The organism is Streptomyces monticola (assembly GCF_042665355.1).
GTDB lineage: Bacteria > Actinomycetota > Actinomycetes > Streptomycetales > Streptomycetaceae > Streptomyces > Streptomyces monticola.
On sequence record NZ_JBHTCF010000021.1, the window covers coordinates 23086 to 41890 of the forward strand.

Below are 18805 nucleotides of genomic sequence, written 5' to 3' on the forward strand. Positions count from 1 at the left end.
CTTGCTGAATCAGCCCCTCTGGGGGGCACCTCCCAGCGGTAGCTGGGGGAGCTTGAGGAGCGGGGTCTGGGGCGGAGCCCCAGTGTCGGGAAGGGGCGGGACCGGGGAATCAGAGAGCCTGCGGGAAGTCGAAGAGCCGCTCAGGGTCGTACTGCTTCTTCAGCTTGCCGAGGCGGGCGGCCGCCGGACCGTAATACGCGGCCCGCCAGTCCTTGAGCGCCGCGTCCGTGTAGTTCTGGTACGCCGCCCCCGACGCGTACCGCCGCATCGCCCCGTGCGTGCCGTTCAGCCACCCCTGCGCCGCCGTACCGGACGTGCCCGCCTTCCACGACGCGATGTACTGCGCGAGCATCCGCTGGCGGCGGTGCACGAACGCCGTGGCCGTCGGGTCGACCCGGTTGACCGCGCCGCCGAGCGCGGTCAGGGCCACGGTGCCCGCGCCGCCCTTGACCTGTTCGACCCGGGCAAGCAGCGCGCGTACCCCCGCGTCGGAGAGCGACTTGGCGAAGAAGTCGGAGCGGGCCGCATATGTCTCGCGGCCGAGCGCGCCCGCCGTGTCGCGGCCGGGTGTCGTGCCGGGCAGGTGGCACTGGTCGTCGTCGGCGAAGCCGGCGCAGCCCGCGTACACCTCCATGGCCTGGGCGTACGAGCGGCGCTTCAGCGAGACGTTCGAGGCGGAGCCGGGACCGCCGGGGCCGTCGGCGAGCCGGTCGACGGCGTTCTGCAGCTCGCCGTACGTGCCGAGCGAGAAGGCCGCGACGGAGACCGTCGGAGTGCCGCCGGGTGCCGCGGCCAGATGCAGGGACGACCAGATCTCGTCGGGCTGGTCGGGGCCCCAGCGCTGCCAGGCCTTGAGGACCTGCGCGGCCTTGCGCCACGGCCAGGTCATATACGCGGAGACGGCCTGCGGTGCCGGGTGGGTACGGAAGCGCAGCTCGGTCACGACGCCGAAGTTGCCGTTGCCCGCGCCGCGCAGCGCCCAGAAGAGGTCTTCGTTCTCGCTTGCGGAGCACACCAGTTGGCGTCCGTCGGCGGTGATCAGAGTGGCCTGCGTGAGGCTGTCGCAGGTGAGGCCGTAGGCGCGCGATGTGACACCGTGACCGCCGCCCAGGGCGAGCCCCGAGACGCCGACCGAGGGGCAGGAACCCGCCGGTACGGTCACGCCCTTGGCGGCGAGCGCCCGGTAGACGTCGATGAGCTTGGCGCCCGCACCGACCGTCGCCGCGCCCCCGGAGGCGCGCACCGTCTTCAGCTTCGATACGTCGATGATCAGGCGGCCGTTGCCCGAGGACCAACCGGCGTAGGAATGACCGCCGTTGCGTATGGATATGGGGGTTTTGTTCTTACGGGCGAAGGCCAGTGCCTCGCGGATGTCCTCGGCGTGCGCGACATAGGCGACGGCCGCGGGCTTCAGCGAGTCGAAGCGGGTGTTGTAGAGCTGCCGCGCCGAGGCCCAGGCGCGGTCACCGGGCCGGACGAGCCCGCCGTCGAGCCCCTTGGCGAGCGCGGTCCACGCGGGGCCGACGGGGCGGCGCGAGGCCAGGCCCGTGCTCATGCCCGCGGTATTCGCCGTCGTCGTGGTCGCGCCCGCGCCGCCGGCCCCGCCGGACCCGGAGCTGCACGCGCTCACCCCCGCCCCCAGCGTGAGTGCGGCCCCTGCGGTGATGACCCTGCGCCGGTCCATGCTGCGGTTCATGTCTGTCGCCTCCCGCAGGACGAGACGACGGCTGTGGCGGGTGGGTTCCACCCCGACCACCCTGGCCGGTCCGAGCCGCGCCCGCACCCCGCCCGCGTACCCCGGCGCGGGGCGGCTCAGGCCCGCGCCGCGTGGTCCTGCTCCCCGGATGCGATGTGCTCCGCGGCGTCCGAGCGGGCCTTGGAGCGGGCGCGGCGTGCGGGGCCCCGCCAGCCGCAACTGCAGCGGGCCGAGCAGAAGGGGCCCTGCTCGACGGTACTGGTGCGGTGCTCGGCCTGCGCCTGCTCCTGGTGTGGTGACACCGCGCCACCGTAGCGACCTTCGGTGAACGCCCGGGAGCGGGGCCGTGTGCGTGACGGGTTGGCCCCGCCGGTCGTTAAGCGGAACGAGACGGGGGGCCGCAGGAGACGGCCAGTGTTGGGGGTAGGCAGGCAATGGTGGCGCAGCAGCACAGGCGCAGGGGCGGTCGTGCCGCCGCTGCCGTGGCGGGCGGGGCGGTGGCCTCGGTGATGTGGGCCACGACCGGATGTTCCGGCGGCGGGGCCGCCGCCGACGACCAGGCCGCCGGCGATCCGGTGGACGTCATGCACCGAGCCGCCGACGCCCTGCGCTCCGCGGGCAGCGCCAAGGCGCGTACGTCGATGGAGATGGCCACCGGCGGCACTCGTGTCACGATCCGCGGCCAGGGCGCCTACGACTTCGAGAAGAGCCGCGGCCGGCTGACGGTGATGCTGCCGCAGGACCCCGCGGGCGTCGACGAGCACCGCCCCATCACCGAACTCCTCGCCCCCGGCGCCCTGTATATGAAGAACCGCGGCGCGGGGGTGCCCGCCGACAAGTGGGTGCGCATCGACACCGCGACGCTCTCGGACGGGAACCTGGTCACGGGCGGCGCCACGGACCCGCTGGTCGCCGCCGAACTCCTGCGCGGCGCACGGCAGGTGACGTACGCGGGCGAGGAGAAGCTCGCGGGCACGCGGGTGCGGCACTATCGCGGGACGACCGATATCGCCCGTGCCGCGGCCCGCGCGGCGGGCAAGAACCGGAAGGTGCTCGAGGCGGCGGCGAAAGGGTTCACCAAGGACACGGTGCCGTTCGACGCGTACCTCGACGACCAGGGCAGACTGCGCAAGATCCGCCACCAGTTCAGCTTCGCCAACGGCGTGCAGGGAAAACCGGCCACCGGCGCGCGCGGTGAGGTGGCAGTCGCCTCGACGACGCTGCTTTACGGATTCGGGGCGCCGGTGCGGGCCGAACTGCCCGCTGCCGAGGACATCTTCGCGGGGAAGATTGCCGGGGGCTAGTCCGCTCCGGGGGGCGCGGGGGTGGTACGGGACGGCGCGGGGGGTGAGTTCGCGTCGCAAATAGCCCGTCCGTGCCATGCGCGGTGCGTAGGGCGCTCCCTACCCTAGGAAGTCGGTGACGGCAGGAAGAGGTGGTGTACGTGGCTGCGATGGCCGGCAAAGCGGCGGTGCACGATCACGTCGCCCTCGCCGAGATCGAGTTGTGCGGTGAATTGATCATCGCGGCGTCCACCGCTGACGAGGAGCGGCTCAGTCCTTCTCGGATCGACGAGGTGCTGAGGGTGTCCGATCCCGAGTCCCGTGCCATGGGCGGCACCGACCGGGACTGACGCCCTGGACCGACCGGCGTCCGGCCGGGCCCCCGCCGGCCGCCCCCGCTCAGGTCGTACCGCCCCTGCTTACGGCGTACCGCCCGCGCTCACGGCGTACCGCCCCCGCTCACGGCGTACCGCCCCCGCTCACGTACGCATCATGCGGGCGATGGCCTTGGTGGCCTCTTCCACCTTCGCGTCGATCTCCTCGCCGCCCTTGACCGCCGCGTCCGCGACGCAGTGGCGCAGGTGCTCCTCCAGGAGCTGCAGGGCGAAGGACTGCAGGGCCTTTGTGCTGGCCGAGACCTGGGTAAGTATGTCGATGCAGTACACGTCCTCTTCGACGAGCCGCTGCAGGCCGCGGATCTGGCCCTCGATACGGCGCAGTCGCTTGAGGTGCTCGTCCTTCTGCTTGTGGTAGCCGTGCACACCCCGGTCGTGGTCGGTGACGGTCGTCTCCGCGGAGGGCGCTGCGCTCGCCGCCGCGCCGGCCTCGGTGGTCGTCATCGCGTCCTCCTGTTGTCCTGCAAGGGCTTTGATACCCCTGGTGGGTATATGGTACCGGATATTTCGGGTCCGGGGCGGACCCCGTGTGGATGACTCTGCCTGATGGGCGACACTGGGGGACGGCCGGTTAGCCGTGGCCGGATGATGCGCCTAGCATCAGCCTGACCGAATCCAAAGCACCCCGAGGACCCCACGTGCGCTTTCGTCTGACCCCCAGGGAGACGAGCTTCTACGACATGTTTGCCGCCTCCGCGGACAACATTGTCACGGGCTCCAAGCTCCTCATGGAACTGCTCGGGGCGGACTCCTCCGCCCGGGCCGAGATCGCAGAGCGGATGCGGGCCGCGGAACACGCCGGTGACGATGCCACTCACGCGATCTTCCACCAGCTGAACTCCTCGTTCATCACGCCCTTCGACCGCGAGGACATCTACAACCTCGCGTCCTCCCTCGACGACATCATGGACTTCATGGAGGAGGCCGTCGACCTGGTCGTCCTCTACCAGGTCGAGGAGCTGCCCAAGGGCGTCGAGCAGCAGATCGAGGTGCTCGCGCGGGCCGCCGAGCTGACCGCCGAGGCGATGCCGCATCTGCGCACCATGGAGAACCTCACGGAGTACTGGATCGAGGTGAACCGCCTCGAGAACCAGGCCGACCAGATCCACCGCAAGCTGCTCGCGCACCTCTTCAACGGCAAGTACGACGCCATGGAGGTCCTGAAGCTCAAGCAGATCGTGGATGTGCTCGAGGAGGCGGCTGACGCGTTCGAGCACGTCGCCAACACCGTGGAGACCATCGCGGTCAAGGAGTCCTGAACCTCGTGGACACCTTTGCGCTGGTCGTGACCATCGGGGTCGCGCTCTTCTTCACGTACACCAACGGCTTCCACGACTCGGCCAACGCCATCGCCACCTCGGTGTCCACCCGGGCGCTGACCCCGCGGGCGGCGCTCGCGATGGCCGCGGTGATGAACCTGGCCGGTGCCTTTCTGGGCAGCGGGATCGCCAAGACCGTCAGCGAGGGGCTCATCGAGACCCCGCACGGACAGAAGGGGATGTGGATCCTCTTCGCCGGCTTGGTCGGCGCGATCGTCTGGAACCTGATCACCTGGTACTTCGGGCTGCCCTCGTCGTCCTCCCACGCCCTCTTCGGCGGGCTCGTGGGTGCCGCGCTCGCCGGTGGCATCGGGGTCATCTGGTCGGGCGTGCTCGAGAAGATCGTCATCCCGATGTTCATCTCGCCGATCGTCGGCCTCGGCGTCGGCTATCTCGTGATGTGCGCGATCCTCTGGCTCTTCCGCAAGTCCAACCCGCACAAGGCGAAGCGTGGCTTCCGGATCGCGCAGACCGTCTCGGCCGCCGGTATGGCGCTCGGCCACGGTCTGCAGGACGCCCAGAAGACCATGGGCATCGTGGTGATGGCCCTGGTCATCGCGGATGTCGAGGACGCGGGCGACCCGATCCCGGTGTGGGTGAAGATCGCCTGTGCCGTGATGCTCTCGCTCGGCACCTACGCGGGCGGCTGGCGGATCATGCGGACGCTCGGCCGGAAGATCATCGAGCTGGACCCGCCGCAGGGCTTCGCGGCCGAGACGACGGGCGCGGGCATCATGTTCACGACGGCGTTCATGTTCCACGCGCCCATCTCGACGACCCATGTGATCACCTCGGCCATCATGGGTGTCGGCGCCACCAAGCGGGTCAACGCGGTGCGCTGGGGCGTCGCCAAGAACATCATCCTCGGCTGGTTCATCACGATGCCGGCGGCGGCGCTCGTCGCCGCGCTGAGCTTCTGGATCGTGAACCTGGCGTTCCTGTGACCGTGAATCCCACGTTCCTGTGGTCGTGAATCCGGCGTTCCTGCAGGCGGCGCCACGCCACGTACACAGATGGGCCCGCACCCCCTGAGGGGTGCGGGCCCTTGCTGTGCGGTGGCACCGCCATGCAGCACCGCACAGCAGTTCCGGGGGCGGGTGCCGCCTATCCGAAGCGGCCGGAGATGTAGTCCTCGGTGGCCTGGACGGACGGGTTGGAGAAGATCCGCTCCGTCTCGTCGATCTCGATCAGCTTGCCGGGCTGGCCCACGGCCGACAGGTTGAAGAAGGCCGTACGGTCCGAGACCCGGGCCGCCTGCTGCATGTTGTGCGTCACGATGACGATCGTGAAACGCTCCTTCAGCTCCCCGATCAGATCCTCGATGGCGAGCGTCGAGATCGGGTCGAGCGCCGAGCAGGGCTCGTCCATCAGGAGCACCTGCGGCTCGACCGCGATGGCGCGGGCGATGCACAGACGCTGCTGCTGCCCGCCGGAGAGACCCGAGCCGGGCTTGTTGAGACGGTCCTTGACCTCGTTCCAGAGGTTGGCGCCCTTGAGGGACTTCTCGACGATCTCGTTCAGCTCGGACTTCTTGTACGAGCCGTTGAGCCGCAGGCCCGCCGCCACGTTGTCGAAGATCGACATGGTGGGGAAGGGGTTCGGGCGCTGGAAGACCATGCCGATGGTGCGGCGGACGTTCACGGGGTCGATGCCCGAGGCGTACAGGTCGTCGCCGTCCAGGAGCACCTTGCCCTCGACGCGGCCGCCGGGGGTGACCTCGTGCATCCGGTTGAGGGTGCGCAGGAAGGTCGACTTGCCGCAGCCCGACGGGCCGATGAAGGCCGTCACCGAGCGGGGCTCGACCGTCATGGAGATGTCTTCGATTGCCTTGTGGCTGCCGTAGTAGGCGGTGAGTCCGCCGACGTCGATTCGCTTGGCCATGGGGATCACTACTTCTTTCGAGAGGGTCGCTTGTCGCATGCAGCCGCGTCAGCGGCCCGTCTTGGGGGCCTTCCAGCGGGCGATGCCGCGGGCCACCAGGTTGAGGATCATGATGAAGCCGATGAGGGCGAGCGCCGCTGCCCAGGCGCGGTCGTACGAGGCGGGGGAGCCGGCCGCGTACTGCTGGTAGATGTACAGCGGCAGCGAGCCCTGGGCGCCTTCGAACGGGTTGGTGTTGATGAAGGGGTTCACCCACACCAGGAGCAGCACCGGGGCGGTCTCACCGGCGATACGGGCGACGGCCAGCATGATGCCGGTCGTGATGCCGCCGATCGCGGTGGGCAGGACCACCTTGAGGATGGTGCGCCACTTCGGGACGCCGAGGGCGAGTGAGGCCTCGCGCAGCTCGTTCGGTACGAGCTTGAGCATCTCCTCGGTGGAGCGGACGACCACCGGCATCATCAGGATCGCGAGCGCCATGGCGCCGGCCCAGCCGGAGAAGTCGAAGCCCAGGATCAGGATCCAGAAGCTGAGGACGAACAGGCCCGCGACGATGGACGGGATGCCCGTCATGACGTCGACGAAGAAGGTGACCGCCTTGGCGAGCTTGCCCCGGCCGTACTCGACCAGGTAGATCGCGGTGAGCAGTCCGATCGGCACGGCGATCAGGGAGGCCAGGGCCACCTGCTGCAGGGTGCCGATGATGGCGTGGTTGATACCGCCGCCCGGCTCCCGGTCGGTGATGACGCCCATGGAGTGGGTCAGGAAGTACGGGCTGAAGACCTTGGCGCCGCGCTCCACGGTCTCCCAGATCAGGGAGGCGAGCGGAATGACGGCGAGCAGGAAGGTCACCCACACCATCGAGGTGGCGAAGCGGTCCTTGGCCTGGCGCTTGCCTTCGACGGTGGTGGCGAGGACATAGCTCACGACCACGAAGAGGATCGCGGCGATCAGGCCCCACTGGATGCGGCTGTGCAGGCCGGCGCCGAGACCGATGCCCACGGCGGCCGCGGCGGAGCCGGCGGCGATCAGGAACGGTGCCCAGCGGGGCAGGCGGGCCGCGCGCAGCGGGGTGGGCACGGAGGCCTGGGGGGTGGGTGTCGTGGTGCTCATGCGTTGGCCCCCGAGTACTCCTTGCGGCGCGCGATGATCAGGCGGGCCGCGCCGTTGACCAGCAGGGTGATGAAGAACAGCACCAGACCGGAGGCGATCAGCGCGTCCCGGCCGTACTCACTGGCCTCGTTGAACTTGCTGGCGATGTTCTGGGCGAACGTGCCGCCGCCCGGGTCGAGCAGGGACGCGTTGATGAGGAAGCTCGGGGAGAGGACCGTGGCGACGGCGATGGTCTCGCCGAGCGCGCGGCCGAGGCCCAGCATCGAGGCGCTGATGATGCCGGAGCGGCCGAAGGGCAGCACCGACATCCGGATGACTTCCCAGCGGGTCGCGCCGAGGGCCAGGGCGGCCTCTTCGTGGATCTTCGGGACCTGCAGGAAGACCTCACGGCTCACGTTGGTGATGATCGGCAGGATCATGATCGCGAGCAGGATGCCGACCGTCATCAGGGAGCGCGGGGCGCCGCCCTGGTACTCGAAGATGCCGGTCCAGCCGAAGTACTGGTCGAGCCAGCTGTAGAGGCCGGTCAGATGGGGCGCGACCACGAGGGCGCCCCAGAGGCCGTAGACGATCGAGGGCACGGCGGCCAGGAGGTCGATCACATAGGCGATCGGTCCGGCCAGCTTGCGCGGGGCGTAGTGCGAGATGAACAGCGCGATCCCGACGGCCACCGGAACGGCGATCACCAGGGCGATGATCGAGCTCACGATGGTGCCGAAGGCGAGGACCGCGATGCCGAACTTCGGCGGGATCGCGTTGGCGTCCCACTCGAAGGTGGTCAGGAAGTTGCCGGTGTTGTCCGAGAGCGCGAGGGCGGCCCGGTAGCTCAGGAAGACCGCGATGGCGGCCATGATCACGAGGAGCGTGATGCCCGAGCCACGCGAGAGGCCGAGGAAGATGCGGTCACCCGGGCGGGTGGCGCTCTTGCCGCGCTTCTTGGGGGCAACTGGTGCGGGGGGAGTGGGAGTTGGTGCTGTCTGCGTAGATATGTCCATGAGGTTCTCCGGTCTGCGGAGCTGCCCTTTCCGCTGTTGCGGTTCGGGGGCAGGAGCTCCGTGGCGGCGGTGCACCGGACGGTGCGGCCGGCTCGCGAGGGGCGAGCCGGCCGCACTCGGGTCAGCTCAGGTTCGCGGCGATCTCGCGGACCTTGGTGATGATCTCGTTCGGGATCGGCGCGTAGTCGTTCTCCTTGAGAACGGCCTGGCCGTCCTCGCTGGCGATGTAGTTCAGGAAGGACTTGGTCGTCGCGAGGGTCTCGGGCTTGTTGCCCTTCTCGCAGACGATCTCGTACGTGACCAGGGTGATCGGGTACGCGCCCTCGGCGGTCGGCTTGTAGTTCAGGTCAAGGGCGATGTCGTTGCCCTTGCCCGTGACCTTGGCCTCGGCGATCGCCTTGGAGGCGTTGTCGACGGTGGCCTTCACCGGCTCCTTGGCGTCGGTCTTCAGGTCGACGGTCTTGATGCCGTCGGCGTAGGAGAGCTCGAAGTAGGAGATGGCGCCGGCGGTCTGCTTCACCTGGCTGGAGACGCCCGCGGAGCCGTTGGCGGACTGGCCGCCCTTGGCCTCCCAGGTCTTGCCCGGCTCGTGCGGCCAGGCGTCGGGGGCGGCGCCCTTCAGGTACTTGGTGAAGTTGTCCGTGGTGCCGGACTCGTCCGAGCGGTGGAAGGCCTGGACCTTGGTGTTCGGGAGCTTGGCGTCCGGGTTCAGCTTCTTGATCGCCGGGTCGTCCCAGGTCTTGATCTTGTCGTTGAAGATGTCGGCCAGGGTCTTGGCGTCCAGGACCAGGTTGTCGACACCGGGCACGTTGTAGCCGACGGCGATCGGGCCGCCGACCATCGGCAGGTCGATGGCCTGGCTGCCCTTGCAGATCTTCTTCGACTTCTCGATCTCGTCCGGCTTGAGTGCGGAGTCGCTGCCCGCGAAGGCCGTCTGGCCCTGGAGGAAGGCGGTGATGCCGGCGCCGGAACCCGTCGGGTTGTACTGCACCTGCACGCCCTGGCAGGCCTGGGCGTACGCCTTGGTCCACGCGTCGATGGCGTTCTTCTGCGCGGACGAGCCGGAGGCCGCGAGCTGGCCCTTCGCGTCGTCGCACTTGATGTTGGCGGCGTTGGTCTCCTTGCCGCTGCCGGTGTTCCCGGTCTCGTCCGAGCCGCACGCCGTGAGGGCCAGGGCGCCGGAGACGGCGAGAGCACCGAGGGTGAGGGCCCGCCGGTTCTTGCGCTGAAGCTTCACTTTCGGGAGTTCCTTCCAGGAGCCGCCGGTCTTCGGCGGCGTGCGAGGGTTTTCCTGTCGTCCGGCACATTGCGGATGCCTGACATCTGGCTCCGCGAACCCGGCGCTTCGAGTGCGCCACGCATCGCGTAAGTCCGAAATTAGGCAGGACAGGTGAAGCGGCCGAAGGTCGAGAGTGAACGGGGGGTGAACCTCGGAGGGCGGTGCGGTTAGGCAACGCGGGCATCACGGTCACCGTGAGGTTACGCAGCGTTACGTCTGCACGTGAGTGTCCTTGTCTGCGCGCCCCGCTCCGTGGTCACCCCGGATCGCCCTCCGGGCTCGTCCTCAAGCGCCGGACGGGCTGAATAGTGAGCCCCTCCCCGCCCCTTCCCGAAAGTCCTGCGCGGACGACGCTCCTCAAACGCCGGAGGGGCTGAAAAGCCCGGCCCCGGCCCCGGGCCACCGGGCCCCCGGGCCACCGGGCCCCCGGGCCACCGGGCCACCGGGCCCTCGGGCCCCCGGGGCCGTCAGGCGAAGTGCAGGGCCGACAGGAACGCGTCCACCAGGTCCTTGTCCCGGGGCTGCGTCAGGCGGTTGCGGGCCGCCGCCGGAGGCAGCCAGAGCAGGCGGTCGACCTCCGAGTTCGGCGTGAAAGTGCCGCCGTCGCACTCCGCCGCCCAGTACCGCACCTGCTTCGGACGCCCCCGCACCACGTAGTGCACCGTGGGCAGGCGCGGGCCGGGGGCGCAGGTGTGGCCGGTTTCCTCCTCGACCTCACGGAGCGCGCCCGCCAGGGCGTCCTCGTTCCGCTTGAGCTTGCCTTTGGGGTGTGACCAGTCGTCGTACTTCGGCCGGTGCACCAGGCAGATCTCCAGGCCCTCGTCGACCGGTGAGCGCCGCCACAGGACACAGCCCGCGGCCAGGATCGGGACGGCGGGTCCGGGGGGCGTCATGACGCGCCCACCGGGCGGCCGGAGCCGGTGCCCGAGCCGCTGCGCTGCCACACCGCCTGGAAGGCGAAGCGGGCCGCCTCCACCTCATGGCGCTGGTCGGCGTGGAGCACGCCGAGGGCGTAGGCCGTGGCCGGGGCGATGCGCGGAGTGCGGGCCGCCGAGGCCGCGGCGGAGGCGGCCTCCGCGGCGTCCCGGTGGCGGTCGAGGGCCCGGCCCGCGCCGAGCAGGCGGACGTCCACGGCCTCGGTGCCGATGACCTCCAGGGCGTACCGGTGGAGGCGGAGCAGCAGCCGTACCTGGTGCCAGGGCGCGTCCTGTGACTCGGGGGCGGCGTCGGCGGCCAGGCCGTGCAGGAGCGCCTCGGCGTTGTAGGGGTGCCCCGCGCGGACGAGGGGCAGCGCGGTCACCGCTTCGTTCAGGCGGGCCTCGACATCCGCGGCGAAGGGTTCGAGGCGGTTGCCGCCCGCCTCCTTGCGCAGCGGCACCTCGCTGGCCAGGACCGCGACGCCGTCCGCGACCGCGTGGAAGCGGGACGAGCCGAGGGCCTGCAGGGCGGTGGAGTGGGCACGGGTGCGGGCCAGGGTGAGCTGGCGCTCGATCAGTGCGCCCGCTTTGGCGGCGCCCACCGTGAGGCCGCCGCTCTGGGCCGGTACGGAGCCGCCCCTGCCGTGCGGGGCCGCCGCAGGGGAGAGCCGGTGCAGCGCCCCGATGAGCCGGTCGAGGCGGGCCGCGTAGCCGTGCTCGCGCGCCAGCGTCCCGGACAGCCAGGCGAGTTCGGCGCGCAGCGTGTCCGACCACTCGGCGTCGAGCAGCGGCCGGAAGGTGTGCAGGGAGCCGCTGATCCGGCGGGCGGCGGCGCGCAGGGCGAGCGCGGGCCCGGCGGCCTCGTCGGAGCCGCTCTCGCGGTGCTGGCGCAGGGCGCGCAGAAACTCCGTGGCCTGCTCGCGCAGATACCGCGCGAGCACCTCCCCCGCCACGGGGTCCTTCTGGTCAGGGTTTCGCTGAGCCACGCCGGCGCCTCCGGGCGTCTATGAGCATCTCCTGTACGTTCCGCAGCGGCTGCCCCGCTGCTTCGCCGTTCTCCGCGGTCGCGTGCCGGGTCCAGTCGCCGTCCGGGCCGAGATGCCAGGACGCGGTGGTGTCCGACATACCGGTCTCCAGAAGGCGGTTGAGCGCCGCGCGGTGGGCCGGGTCCGTGACCCTCACCAGGGCCTCGATACGGCGGTCGAGGTTGCGGTGCATCATGTCGGCGCTGCCGATCCACACCTCGGGCTCGCCGCCGTTGCCGAAGGCGAACACCCGCGAGTGCTCCAGGAAGCGGCCGAGCACCGACCGGACCCGGATGTTCTCCGAGAGTCCGGTGACGCCCGGGCGTACCGCGCAGATCCCCCGTACCCAGATGTCGACGGGCACGCCCGCCATCGACGCGCGGTAGAGCGCGTCGATGACGGCCTCGTCGACCATTGAGTTGACCTTGATGCGGACATGGGCGGGCCGGCCCGCGTGGTGGTGCTGCACTTCCTTGTCGATCCGCGAGATCAGCCCGTCCCGCAGCGACTTGGGGGCCACGAGCAGCCGCCGGTAGGTCTCGCGGCGTGAGTAGCCGGAGAGCCGGTTGAACAGGTCGGAGAGGTCGGCTCCGACCTGCGGGTCGGCGGTGAGCAGGCCCAGGTCCTCGTAGAGGCGGGCCGTCTTCGGGTGGTAGTTGCCGGTGCCGACATGGCTGTAGCGGCGCAGGGTGTCGCCTTCCTGGCGGACCACGAGCGACAGCTTGCAGTGGGTCTTCAGGCCGACCAGGCCGTACACCACATGGCAGCCGGACTCCTCCAGCTTGCGGGCCCACTTGATGTTGGCCTGCTCGTCGAAGCGCGCCTTGATCTCCACCAGGACGAGGACCTGCTTGCCGGACTCGGCCGCGTCTATGAGGGCGTCGACGATCGGTGAGTCGCCAGAGGTCCGGTACAGGGTCTGCTTGATGGCGAGGACGTCCGGGTCGCCCGCGGCCTGTTCCAGGAAGGCCTGCACGGAGGTGGAGAAGGAGTCGTACGGGTGGTGCAGGAGTACGTCGCGCTCGCGCAGGGCCGCGAAGATGTCGGGCGCCGTCGCCGACTCGACCTCGGCCAGATCGCGGTGGGTGCCCGCCACGAACTTCGGGTACTTCAGCTCGGGCCGGTCCAGGCCCGCGATGCCGAAGAGGCCGGTGAGGTCGAGGGGGCCGGGCAGCGGGTAGACCTCGGCCTCGGAGATCTTCAGCTCACGGATCAGCAGATCGAGGATGTGCTGGTCGATGGACTCCTCGACCTCCAGGCGCACGGGCGGGCCGAAGCGGCGCCGCATGAGCTCCTTCTCCAGGGCCTTGAGGAGGTTCTCGGCGTCGTCCTCCTCGACCTCAAGGTCCTCGTTCCTGGTCACCCGGAACATGTGGTGGGCCTCCACCTCCATGCCGGGGAACAGCTCCTCCAGGTGCGCGGGCGCCGCGATGACGTCCTCCACCGGGACGTACCGGCCGGGCGAGGCCTCCAGGAAGCGGCTGAGCAGCGGCGGGACCTTGACGCGGGCGAAGTGGCGGTGGCCGCTGACGGGGTTGCGCACCACGACGGCCAGATTCAGCGAGAGCCCCGAGATATAGGGGAAGGGGTGCGCCGGATCCACGGCGAGCGGGGTGAGGACCGGGAAGATCCGCTGCCGGAAGAGCGTGAAGAGGCGGGCTTGCTCCTTCTCGGTGAGTTCCGCCCAGCGGATGATGCCGATGCCCTCGTCCGCGAGGGCGGGCGCCACGTCCTCCTGGAAGCAGGCGGCGTGCCGCGCCATGAGCTCGCGGGTGCGGGTCCAGATCAGCTCGAGGACCTCGCGGGGCTGCAGGCCGGAGGCGGAGCGGGTGGCCACGCCGGTGGCGATACGCCGCTTCAGGCCGGCCACGCGGACCATGAAGAACTCGTCCAGGTTGCTCGCGAAGATCGCCAGGAAGTTGGCGCGCTCCAGGAGCGGGGTGTGCGGGTCCTCGGCGAGCTCCAGGACCCGCTCGTTGAACGCCAGCCAGCTGCGCTCCCGGTCGAGGAAGCGGCCCTGCGGCAGCTCGGCGCCCTCGCCGTCCTCCTCGTACACGTCCAGATCGGCGTCGATGTCCGGTTCCAGGTCCGAGACCGCCGCTGCCAGGGTGTGTGGCCGGTGAGCCGCGATGGAGCCGACCGACGGCTGAGCGGTCTGGGCGTGCTGCACGGGTGCCTGGGCGCTGGGCTGCTGGTTCATGAGCCCATTCTTCCGCGTATGGGCAGAACCAGGCGCGCCGAGCAGCGACGGGCTGAGAGGGTCTCTCCCTGTCGGAATCGGCTCGGGCGCGTGGGGCTGCATTCCGTGAGGGTCGCAAGTCTGTCTGAATCGTTGGTTACGGCGACATGACGTGCGGGGCATCGGAGCCTTACTCCCCGGCGACGGGGTGCCGTCGTGGTGCGGGGCACCCGGCACCGGGGAGTCGGGGGGCCGACTTTATGTCTCCGTGCGGTACATCAGGTCCGTCTCGTGGGTGGTGAAGCCCAGGCGTTCGTAGACCGAGACCGCCGCCTTGTTGTCGGCGTCGACGTACAGCATCGCCGTCGGCAGGCCGAGCGCGGCGAGGTGGCGCAGGCCGATCGCGGTGAGGGCCTTGCCGAGGCCGCTGCCCTGGGCGGCGGGCCGGACGCCGACGACATACACCTCGCCCAGGCGCTCGGCCTCGTGCACCTTCGTCCAGTGGAAGCCGAGCAGCTCGCCGGCCGCCGATTCGGCGAGGAAGAAGCCCGCCGGGTCGAACCAGGGCTCGCCCTTGCGGTCGTCCAGGTCGCGCTGGGTGAGCGCGCCCTGCTCGGGGTGGTGGGCGAAGGCCTCGGCGTTGGCGGCGAGCCAGGCCGTGTCGTCCTGGCCCGGTACGAACGGGCGGATCGTGACCTCCGCGGGCACCGCGGGTTCGGCGATGGCGTCCTGGTCCAACGGCCGCCGCATCTGGCGCAGTTCACGGAAGAGCGTGAGGCCGAGCACCTGGGCCAGATGCCGGGCCGCGGAGTGCCCGCCGTGCGCCCACACCCGGAGCCGCTTGCCGGAGGCGCCGAGGAGCGCGGCGCCCAGGGCCCGGCCGTGGCCGCGGCCGCGGTGTGCCGGGTGCACCACGAGCTCGCCGGCGGGGGCCTCCACCGGGTCGGTGTCCTCCAGCTGTGCGTAGCCCACCAACTGGTCTTCCACGGACAGGAGCAGATGGCTCACGCCCGCGCGCGGACCTCCGCGCAGCTGCAGCCGGCCCTGCTCGGAAACGGCCTGCTGGCCGTCCGTGCGGGCGGCCTCCGCGATCAGTGCGAGCACGGCCTCGGCCTGCTCGGAGGTGAGCGCGTCGAGGGTCTGGATCGAGCGCGGCGGGACCGCGGGAGCTGCGTCTGTCATGCCCCCGAGCGTACGTCGCCGGGGCCGTTCGGCGTAGGCACGGTGGGCTGCTTCCCGCGCGTGCGGTGGGCTGCTTCCCGTGCGTGCGGTGGGCGTGCGGTGGGTTGCTTCCCGCGCGGTCGGTGCGCCGCGTACCGCGCGGGCAACCAGCTCGTAACCTGCAGACCCCTGTTGCGCTACGCGCGTTGACTCTAGGCTGCGGCTCGCATCGCGCGGATGTTCGCGCGGCTCGGCAGAGGGGAAGCAGGGAGCTCATGTCAGTCAGACCACAACGGCGCCTCACCGGCGGCCGGTTGATCGCGGGGGTGGCGGTGCTCGCCGCGGCCGCCGGAGTCATGACGGCGGCGATACCGGCCGGCGCGGAGGCCGCGCAGGCGTCCGACAAGGGCAAGGGCAAGCGCACGGTCGATGTGCAGTTGCTGTCCTTCAATGACTTCCACGGCAATCTGCAGCCGCCGGCCGGCTCCTCGGGACAGGTCACCGAGCGGCAGCAGGACGGCACCGAGAAGAAGATCGACGCCGGTGGCGTGGAGTATCTCGCGACGTCCCTGCGCAAGGCCCGCGAGGACCACGAGTACAGCGCCACCGTCGCGGCCGGCGATCTGATCGGCGCCTCGCCGCTGCTGTCCGGGCTCTTCCACGACGAGCCCACCGTGCAGGCCCTGAACAAGCTCGACCTGGATGTCAGCAGCGTCGGCAACCACGAGTTCGACGAGGGCCGCAAGGAGCTGGAGCGGATCCAGAAGGGCGGCTGTCACCCCAAGGACGGCTGCTACGAGGACGGAAAGGTCTTCGAGGGCGCCGACTTCCCGTATCTCGCGGCGAATGTGACGGACGAGAAGACCGGCAAGCCGATCCTCAAGCCGTACACCGTGTGGAAGAAGAACGGGGTCAAGATCGGCTTCATCGGTCTGACCCTTGAAGGCACCCCGGACATCGTCTCCGCCGACGGCATCAAGGGCCTGAAGTTCCACGACGAGATCGAGACGATCGACAAGTACGCCAAGATCCTGGACAAGCAGGGCGTGAAGTCGATCGTGACCCTTGTGCACGAGGGCGGTGAGCCCGCCTCGCAGGCGTACAACTACAACTGCGACAGCCCGGGTCCCGGCGACGGCATCTCGGGCCCGATCACCGACATCGCCAAGAAGGTCTCGCCGAAGGTGGACGCCTTCGTCACCGGCCACACCCACCAGGCGTACGTCTGCACCGTTCCCGACCCGGCCGGCAAGCCGCGCATGGTCACCTCGGCGTCCTCGTACGGAAAGCTCTACACGGACACGACGCTGACGTACGACCGCAAGACCAAGGACATCGTGCGCACCAGCGTGAAGTCCGCCAACCATGTCGTACGCCGTGATGTCGCCAAGGCCGCCGACATGACCTCGCTGATCGAGCGCTGGAACAAGCTGGCCGCGCCGATCGCGAACAAGCCGGTGGGCTTCATCTCCGGCGACATCCCGGGCCGTGGCGCGGGTACGCCCGAGCAGCCGCTCGGCGATCTGATCGCGGACGCACAGCTCACGCACGCCAAGTCGCTCGACTCCAAGGCCGTCCTCGCGCTGATGAACCCCGGCGGTATCCGCTCCGACCTGGTGCACAAGGCCAGTGGCAGCGAGGGCGACGGGGTGGTGACCTACGGCGAGGCGTTCACCGTGCAGCCCTTCAGCAACACCGTGAATCTGGTCGATCTCACCGGCGCCCAGCTGATCACCGCACTGCAGCAGCAGGTCAGCGGGCCGAACGCGGCGTCCCCGAAGATCCTGCAGGTTTCGGACGGCTTCACGTACACCCTCGACATGACGAAGTCGGGCGCGGACCGGGTCGTCGTCGACTCCATCAAGCTGAACGGCAAGGCGATCGACAAGGCCGCCACCTACCGGGTCGCCATGAACTCGTTCCTCACGGGCGGCGGCGATGGCTTCACGGAGCTCGGCAAGGGCAAGAACCCGCTGGTCGGAAGCGATGACCTGAAGGCGTTCAACGACTATCTGACGGCGAACTCGTCCGCGGACAAGCCGATCGCCCCGCCGAAGGCGGACCGCATTACCGTCGTGAAGTGAGTGGCACAACGCACGGTCCGTAAGCGAATCGTGAAAAAGATGTGACGCATTTCCGCCCTTACCGGTAGTAGGGACTTGCGGCGGGGGGCGGCACGCATGGTCAGATGAGCCGATGCGTACCACCCCCCACCGCATAACCACGCGTCACGACGATCCGCCCCGCTACCAGGACGAGCACCGCCCCCACCAGCCCCAGAGCCCCCGCCACCAGGGCGTGAATCCGCGCCGGGCGGAGACGGACACCCCGCCGCAGGGCAACCCCTACGACGAGCTGGCCGCCCTCGCGGGCCATCCGCTCGACGAGTTCCTGCACGAGGAGCCCGACAGCGCCGAAGAGGACTGGGCCCCGCCCAACCACCGCCGCGGCAGCCGCCGCCGCAACCGCTTCGCGGGGCTGTCCGTCGCCGCGAAGTCCGTGGTCCTGCTGCTCGTCGCGGCGGCCCTGCTGTTCCTCGGCGACCGCTGGGCGCTGCTTTACACCGAGCACGAGGCGGCCGCCAAGCTCAAGGACTCGATGCACCTCAGCGCCGCACCCGAGGTCGACATCGACGGCTTCCCGTTCCTCACCCAGGCCCTGGACGACCGGCTCGACACCGTCCACATCACCGTCCCCGATGTGGCCGCCGACCGGGTCTCCCTGGCCAAGGTCTCCACGACCGCGTCCGATGTGAAGATCAACAACAGCCTGCTCGACTTCAAGGGCGCCGAGATCGGCGCCATGAACGGCGAAGTGCTGCTCTCCTTCGACGACCTGAACCGTGAACTCGGCGCTTCCCAGGTCACGTTCACCGGGCACGGCCGCGACCAGGTCCTGGCCCGCGGCACGCTGCCCGTCGCCGGGCACGACCTGAAGGTGGCCGCCGAGGCCCGTATCCGGCGCAGCGGCGACCACGGCATCTCCACCCAGATCGGCGGCATGCGCCTGGACATCGGCGACCTGGCGACCTACCGGCCCGGCACCGGGCCGGGCGAGGGCCTGCACCTGAGCCGTAAGTCCGCGGCCGACATCCGCGAGGAGACGAAGAAGGTCAAGGCGCTGTTCGCCGTGCCCGAGGTCGTCGAGCGCCTCGGCGTACCGAAGTCCGCCGTCAGGGCCGCCCTGCACAGCGAGTCCAAGATGGCCGAACTGACCGGCTCCCCGCGGTTCGTGAAGGGCCTGATGAAGGTCAACCTCATCGACGCGGCGATGGGCCACCCCTGGCTCCTGAAGAAGATCGGCCTCGACCCGGCCCTGCTCGACGGCCTCTCCGAACTCACCAAGCCCGAACTCGCCGACCGCCTCTCCCTCGGCTTCCAGCTCCCCAAGCTGCCGGGCGCCGGCGATGTCCGCCTGCAGGACGTGAAGGTGGAGCAGGACGGCATCCGCGTACGACTCGAAGGCTCGGGGCTTACGTTCGGCAAGTGAGGCCGTGGGGGAGGGCGGTTCCGCGGGGTGCGCGGGCGGATCCGAGGGGCGCGGATCGTCGTGCGTTTGTCGC

At 70.0% G+C, this 18805-nt stretch carries 17 protein-coding genes; 6 read left to right on the top strand and 11 right to left on the bottom strand.

What is annotated here, in order from left to right:
- Window positions 1–109: 109 nt before the first annotated feature.
- Together ACFQVC_RS34820 and ACFQVC_RS34825 are read right to left on the bottom strand one after the other, a co-directional pair.
- On the bottom strand, window positions 110–1684 hold the full coding sequence (locus tag ACFQVC_RS34820) for an FAD-binding oxidoreductase (protein WP_381838437.1): 1575 nt from the start codon (window positions 1682–1684) through the stop codon (window positions 110–112).
- Between the two features lie 128 nt (window positions 1685–1812).
- The gene (locus ACFQVC_RS34825; protein WP_381838234.1) at window positions 1813–1998 is read right to left on the bottom strand and encodes a hypothetical protein; all 186 of its coding nucleotides are present in this window, start codon (window positions 1996–1998) and stop codon (window positions 1813–1815) included.
- A gap of 132 nt (window positions 1999–2130) precedes the next feature.
- Here ACFQVC_RS34825 and ACFQVC_RS34830 point away from each other — a divergent pair, with 132 nt between their 5' ends.
- Together ACFQVC_RS34830 and ACFQVC_RS34835 are read left to right on the top strand one after the other, a co-directional pair.
- The gene (locus ACFQVC_RS34830) at window positions 2131–3000 is read left to right on the top strand and encodes an SCO4651 family lipoprotein (RefSeq protein WP_381838236.1); all 870 of its coding nucleotides are present in this window, start codon (window positions 2131–2133) and stop codon (window positions 2998–3000) included.
- 149 nt (window positions 3001–3149) lie between these two features.
- Window positions 3150–3329: a hypothetical protein gene (locus ACFQVC_RS34835; RefSeq protein ID WP_381838439.1), complete on the top strand. Its 180-nt coding sequence runs from the start codon at window positions 3150–3152 to the stop codon at window positions 3327–3329.
- A 129-nt stretch (window positions 3330–3458) separates the two neighbouring features.
- Here ACFQVC_RS34835 and ACFQVC_RS34840 read toward each other — a convergent pair whose 3' ends face one another.
- Window positions 3459–3818, bottom strand: a complete 360-nt coding sequence (locus ACFQVC_RS34840) for a metal-sensitive transcriptional regulator (RefSeq protein WP_381838238.1) — start codon at window positions 3816–3818, stop codon at window positions 3459–3461.
- Between the two features lie 194 nt (window positions 3819–4012).
- Between ACFQVC_RS34840 and ACFQVC_RS34845 the strand changes: the two genes are divergently transcribed.
- A complete protein-coding gene (locus tag ACFQVC_RS34845; protein ID WP_381838240.1) occupies window positions 4013–4633 on the top strand; it encodes a DUF47 domain-containing protein in 621 nt (206 codons plus the stop codon).
- A gap of 5 nt (window positions 4634–4638) precedes the next feature.
- Complete coding sequence (locus ACFQVC_RS34850) at window positions 4639–5637, top strand: inorganic phosphate transporter (RefSeq protein ID WP_381838242.1); 999 nt, start codon at window positions 4639–4641, stop codon at window positions 5635–5637.
- A gap of 160 nt (window positions 5638–5797) precedes the next feature.
- On the opposite strand, the gene pstB is transcribed toward ACFQVC_RS34850, so the two are convergent.
- The 8 genes from pstB to mshD form a co-directional block, all read right to left on the bottom strand.
- Entirely contained in the window at window positions 5798–6574 is a 777-nt protein-coding gene (gene pstB / locus ACFQVC_RS34855) for a phosphate ABC transporter ATP-binding protein PstB (protein ID WP_381838244.1), read from the bottom strand.
- A gap of 48 nt (window positions 6575–6622) precedes the next feature.
- Complete coding sequence (gene pstA, locus ACFQVC_RS34860) at window positions 6623–7687, bottom strand: phosphate ABC transporter permease PstA (protein ID WP_381838246.1); 1065 nt, start codon at window positions 7685–7687, stop codon at window positions 6623–6625.
- Window positions 7684–8682: a phosphate ABC transporter permease subunit PstC gene (gene pstC / locus ACFQVC_RS34865; protein ID WP_381838248.1), complete on the bottom strand. Its 999-nt coding sequence runs from the start codon at window positions 8680–8682 to the stop codon at window positions 7684–7686. The genes pstA and pstC overlap by 4 nt, the downstream gene beginning before the upstream one ends.
- 121 nt (window positions 8683–8803) lie before the next feature.
- Window positions 8804–9919, bottom strand: a complete 1116-nt coding sequence (gene pstS / locus ACFQVC_RS34870) for a phosphate ABC transporter substrate-binding protein PstS (RefSeq protein WP_381838250.1) — start codon at window positions 9917–9919, stop codon at window positions 8804–8806.
- Window positions 9920–10428: 509 nt separating this feature from the next.
- Entirely contained in the window at window positions 10429–10854 is a 426-nt protein-coding gene (locus ACFQVC_RS34875; protein WP_381838252.1) for an NUDIX hydrolase, read from the bottom strand.
- A complete protein-coding gene (locus tag ACFQVC_RS34880; protein ID WP_381838254.1) occupies window positions 10851–11864 on the bottom strand; it encodes a CHAD domain-containing protein in 1014 nt (337 codons plus the stop codon). The genes ACFQVC_RS34875 and ACFQVC_RS34880 overlap by 4 nt, the downstream gene beginning before the upstream one ends.
- Entirely contained in the window at window positions 11845–14205 is a 2361-nt protein-coding gene (locus ACFQVC_RS34885) for an RNA degradosome polyphosphate kinase (protein WP_381838256.1), read from the bottom strand. Before ACFQVC_RS34885 ends, ACFQVC_RS34880 begins: the two co-directional genes overlap by 20 nt.
- Before the next feature lie 135 nt (window positions 14206–14340).
- On the bottom strand, window positions 14341–15264 hold the full coding sequence (mshD, locus tag ACFQVC_RS34890; protein WP_381838257.1) for a mycothiol synthase: 924 nt from the start codon (window positions 15262–15264) through the stop codon (window positions 14341–14343).
- A gap of 254 nt (window positions 15265–15518) precedes the next feature.
- Between mshD and ACFQVC_RS34895 the strand changes: the two genes are divergently transcribed.
- The gene (locus ACFQVC_RS34895; RefSeq protein WP_381838259.1) at window positions 15519–17327 is read left to right on the top strand and encodes a bifunctional metallophosphatase/5'-nucleotidase; all 1809 of its coding nucleotides are present in this window, start codon (window positions 15519–15521) and stop codon (window positions 17325–17327) included.
- Window positions 17328–17439: 112 nt separating this feature from the next.
- Window positions 17440–18732 (top strand): LmeA family phospholipid-binding protein, encoded by a 1293-nt coding sequence (locus tag ACFQVC_RS34900; protein ID WP_381838261.1) that lies wholly within the window; start codon window positions 17440–17442, stop codon window positions 18730–18732.
- The last annotated feature ends 73 nt before the right edge of the window (window positions 18733–18805 follow it).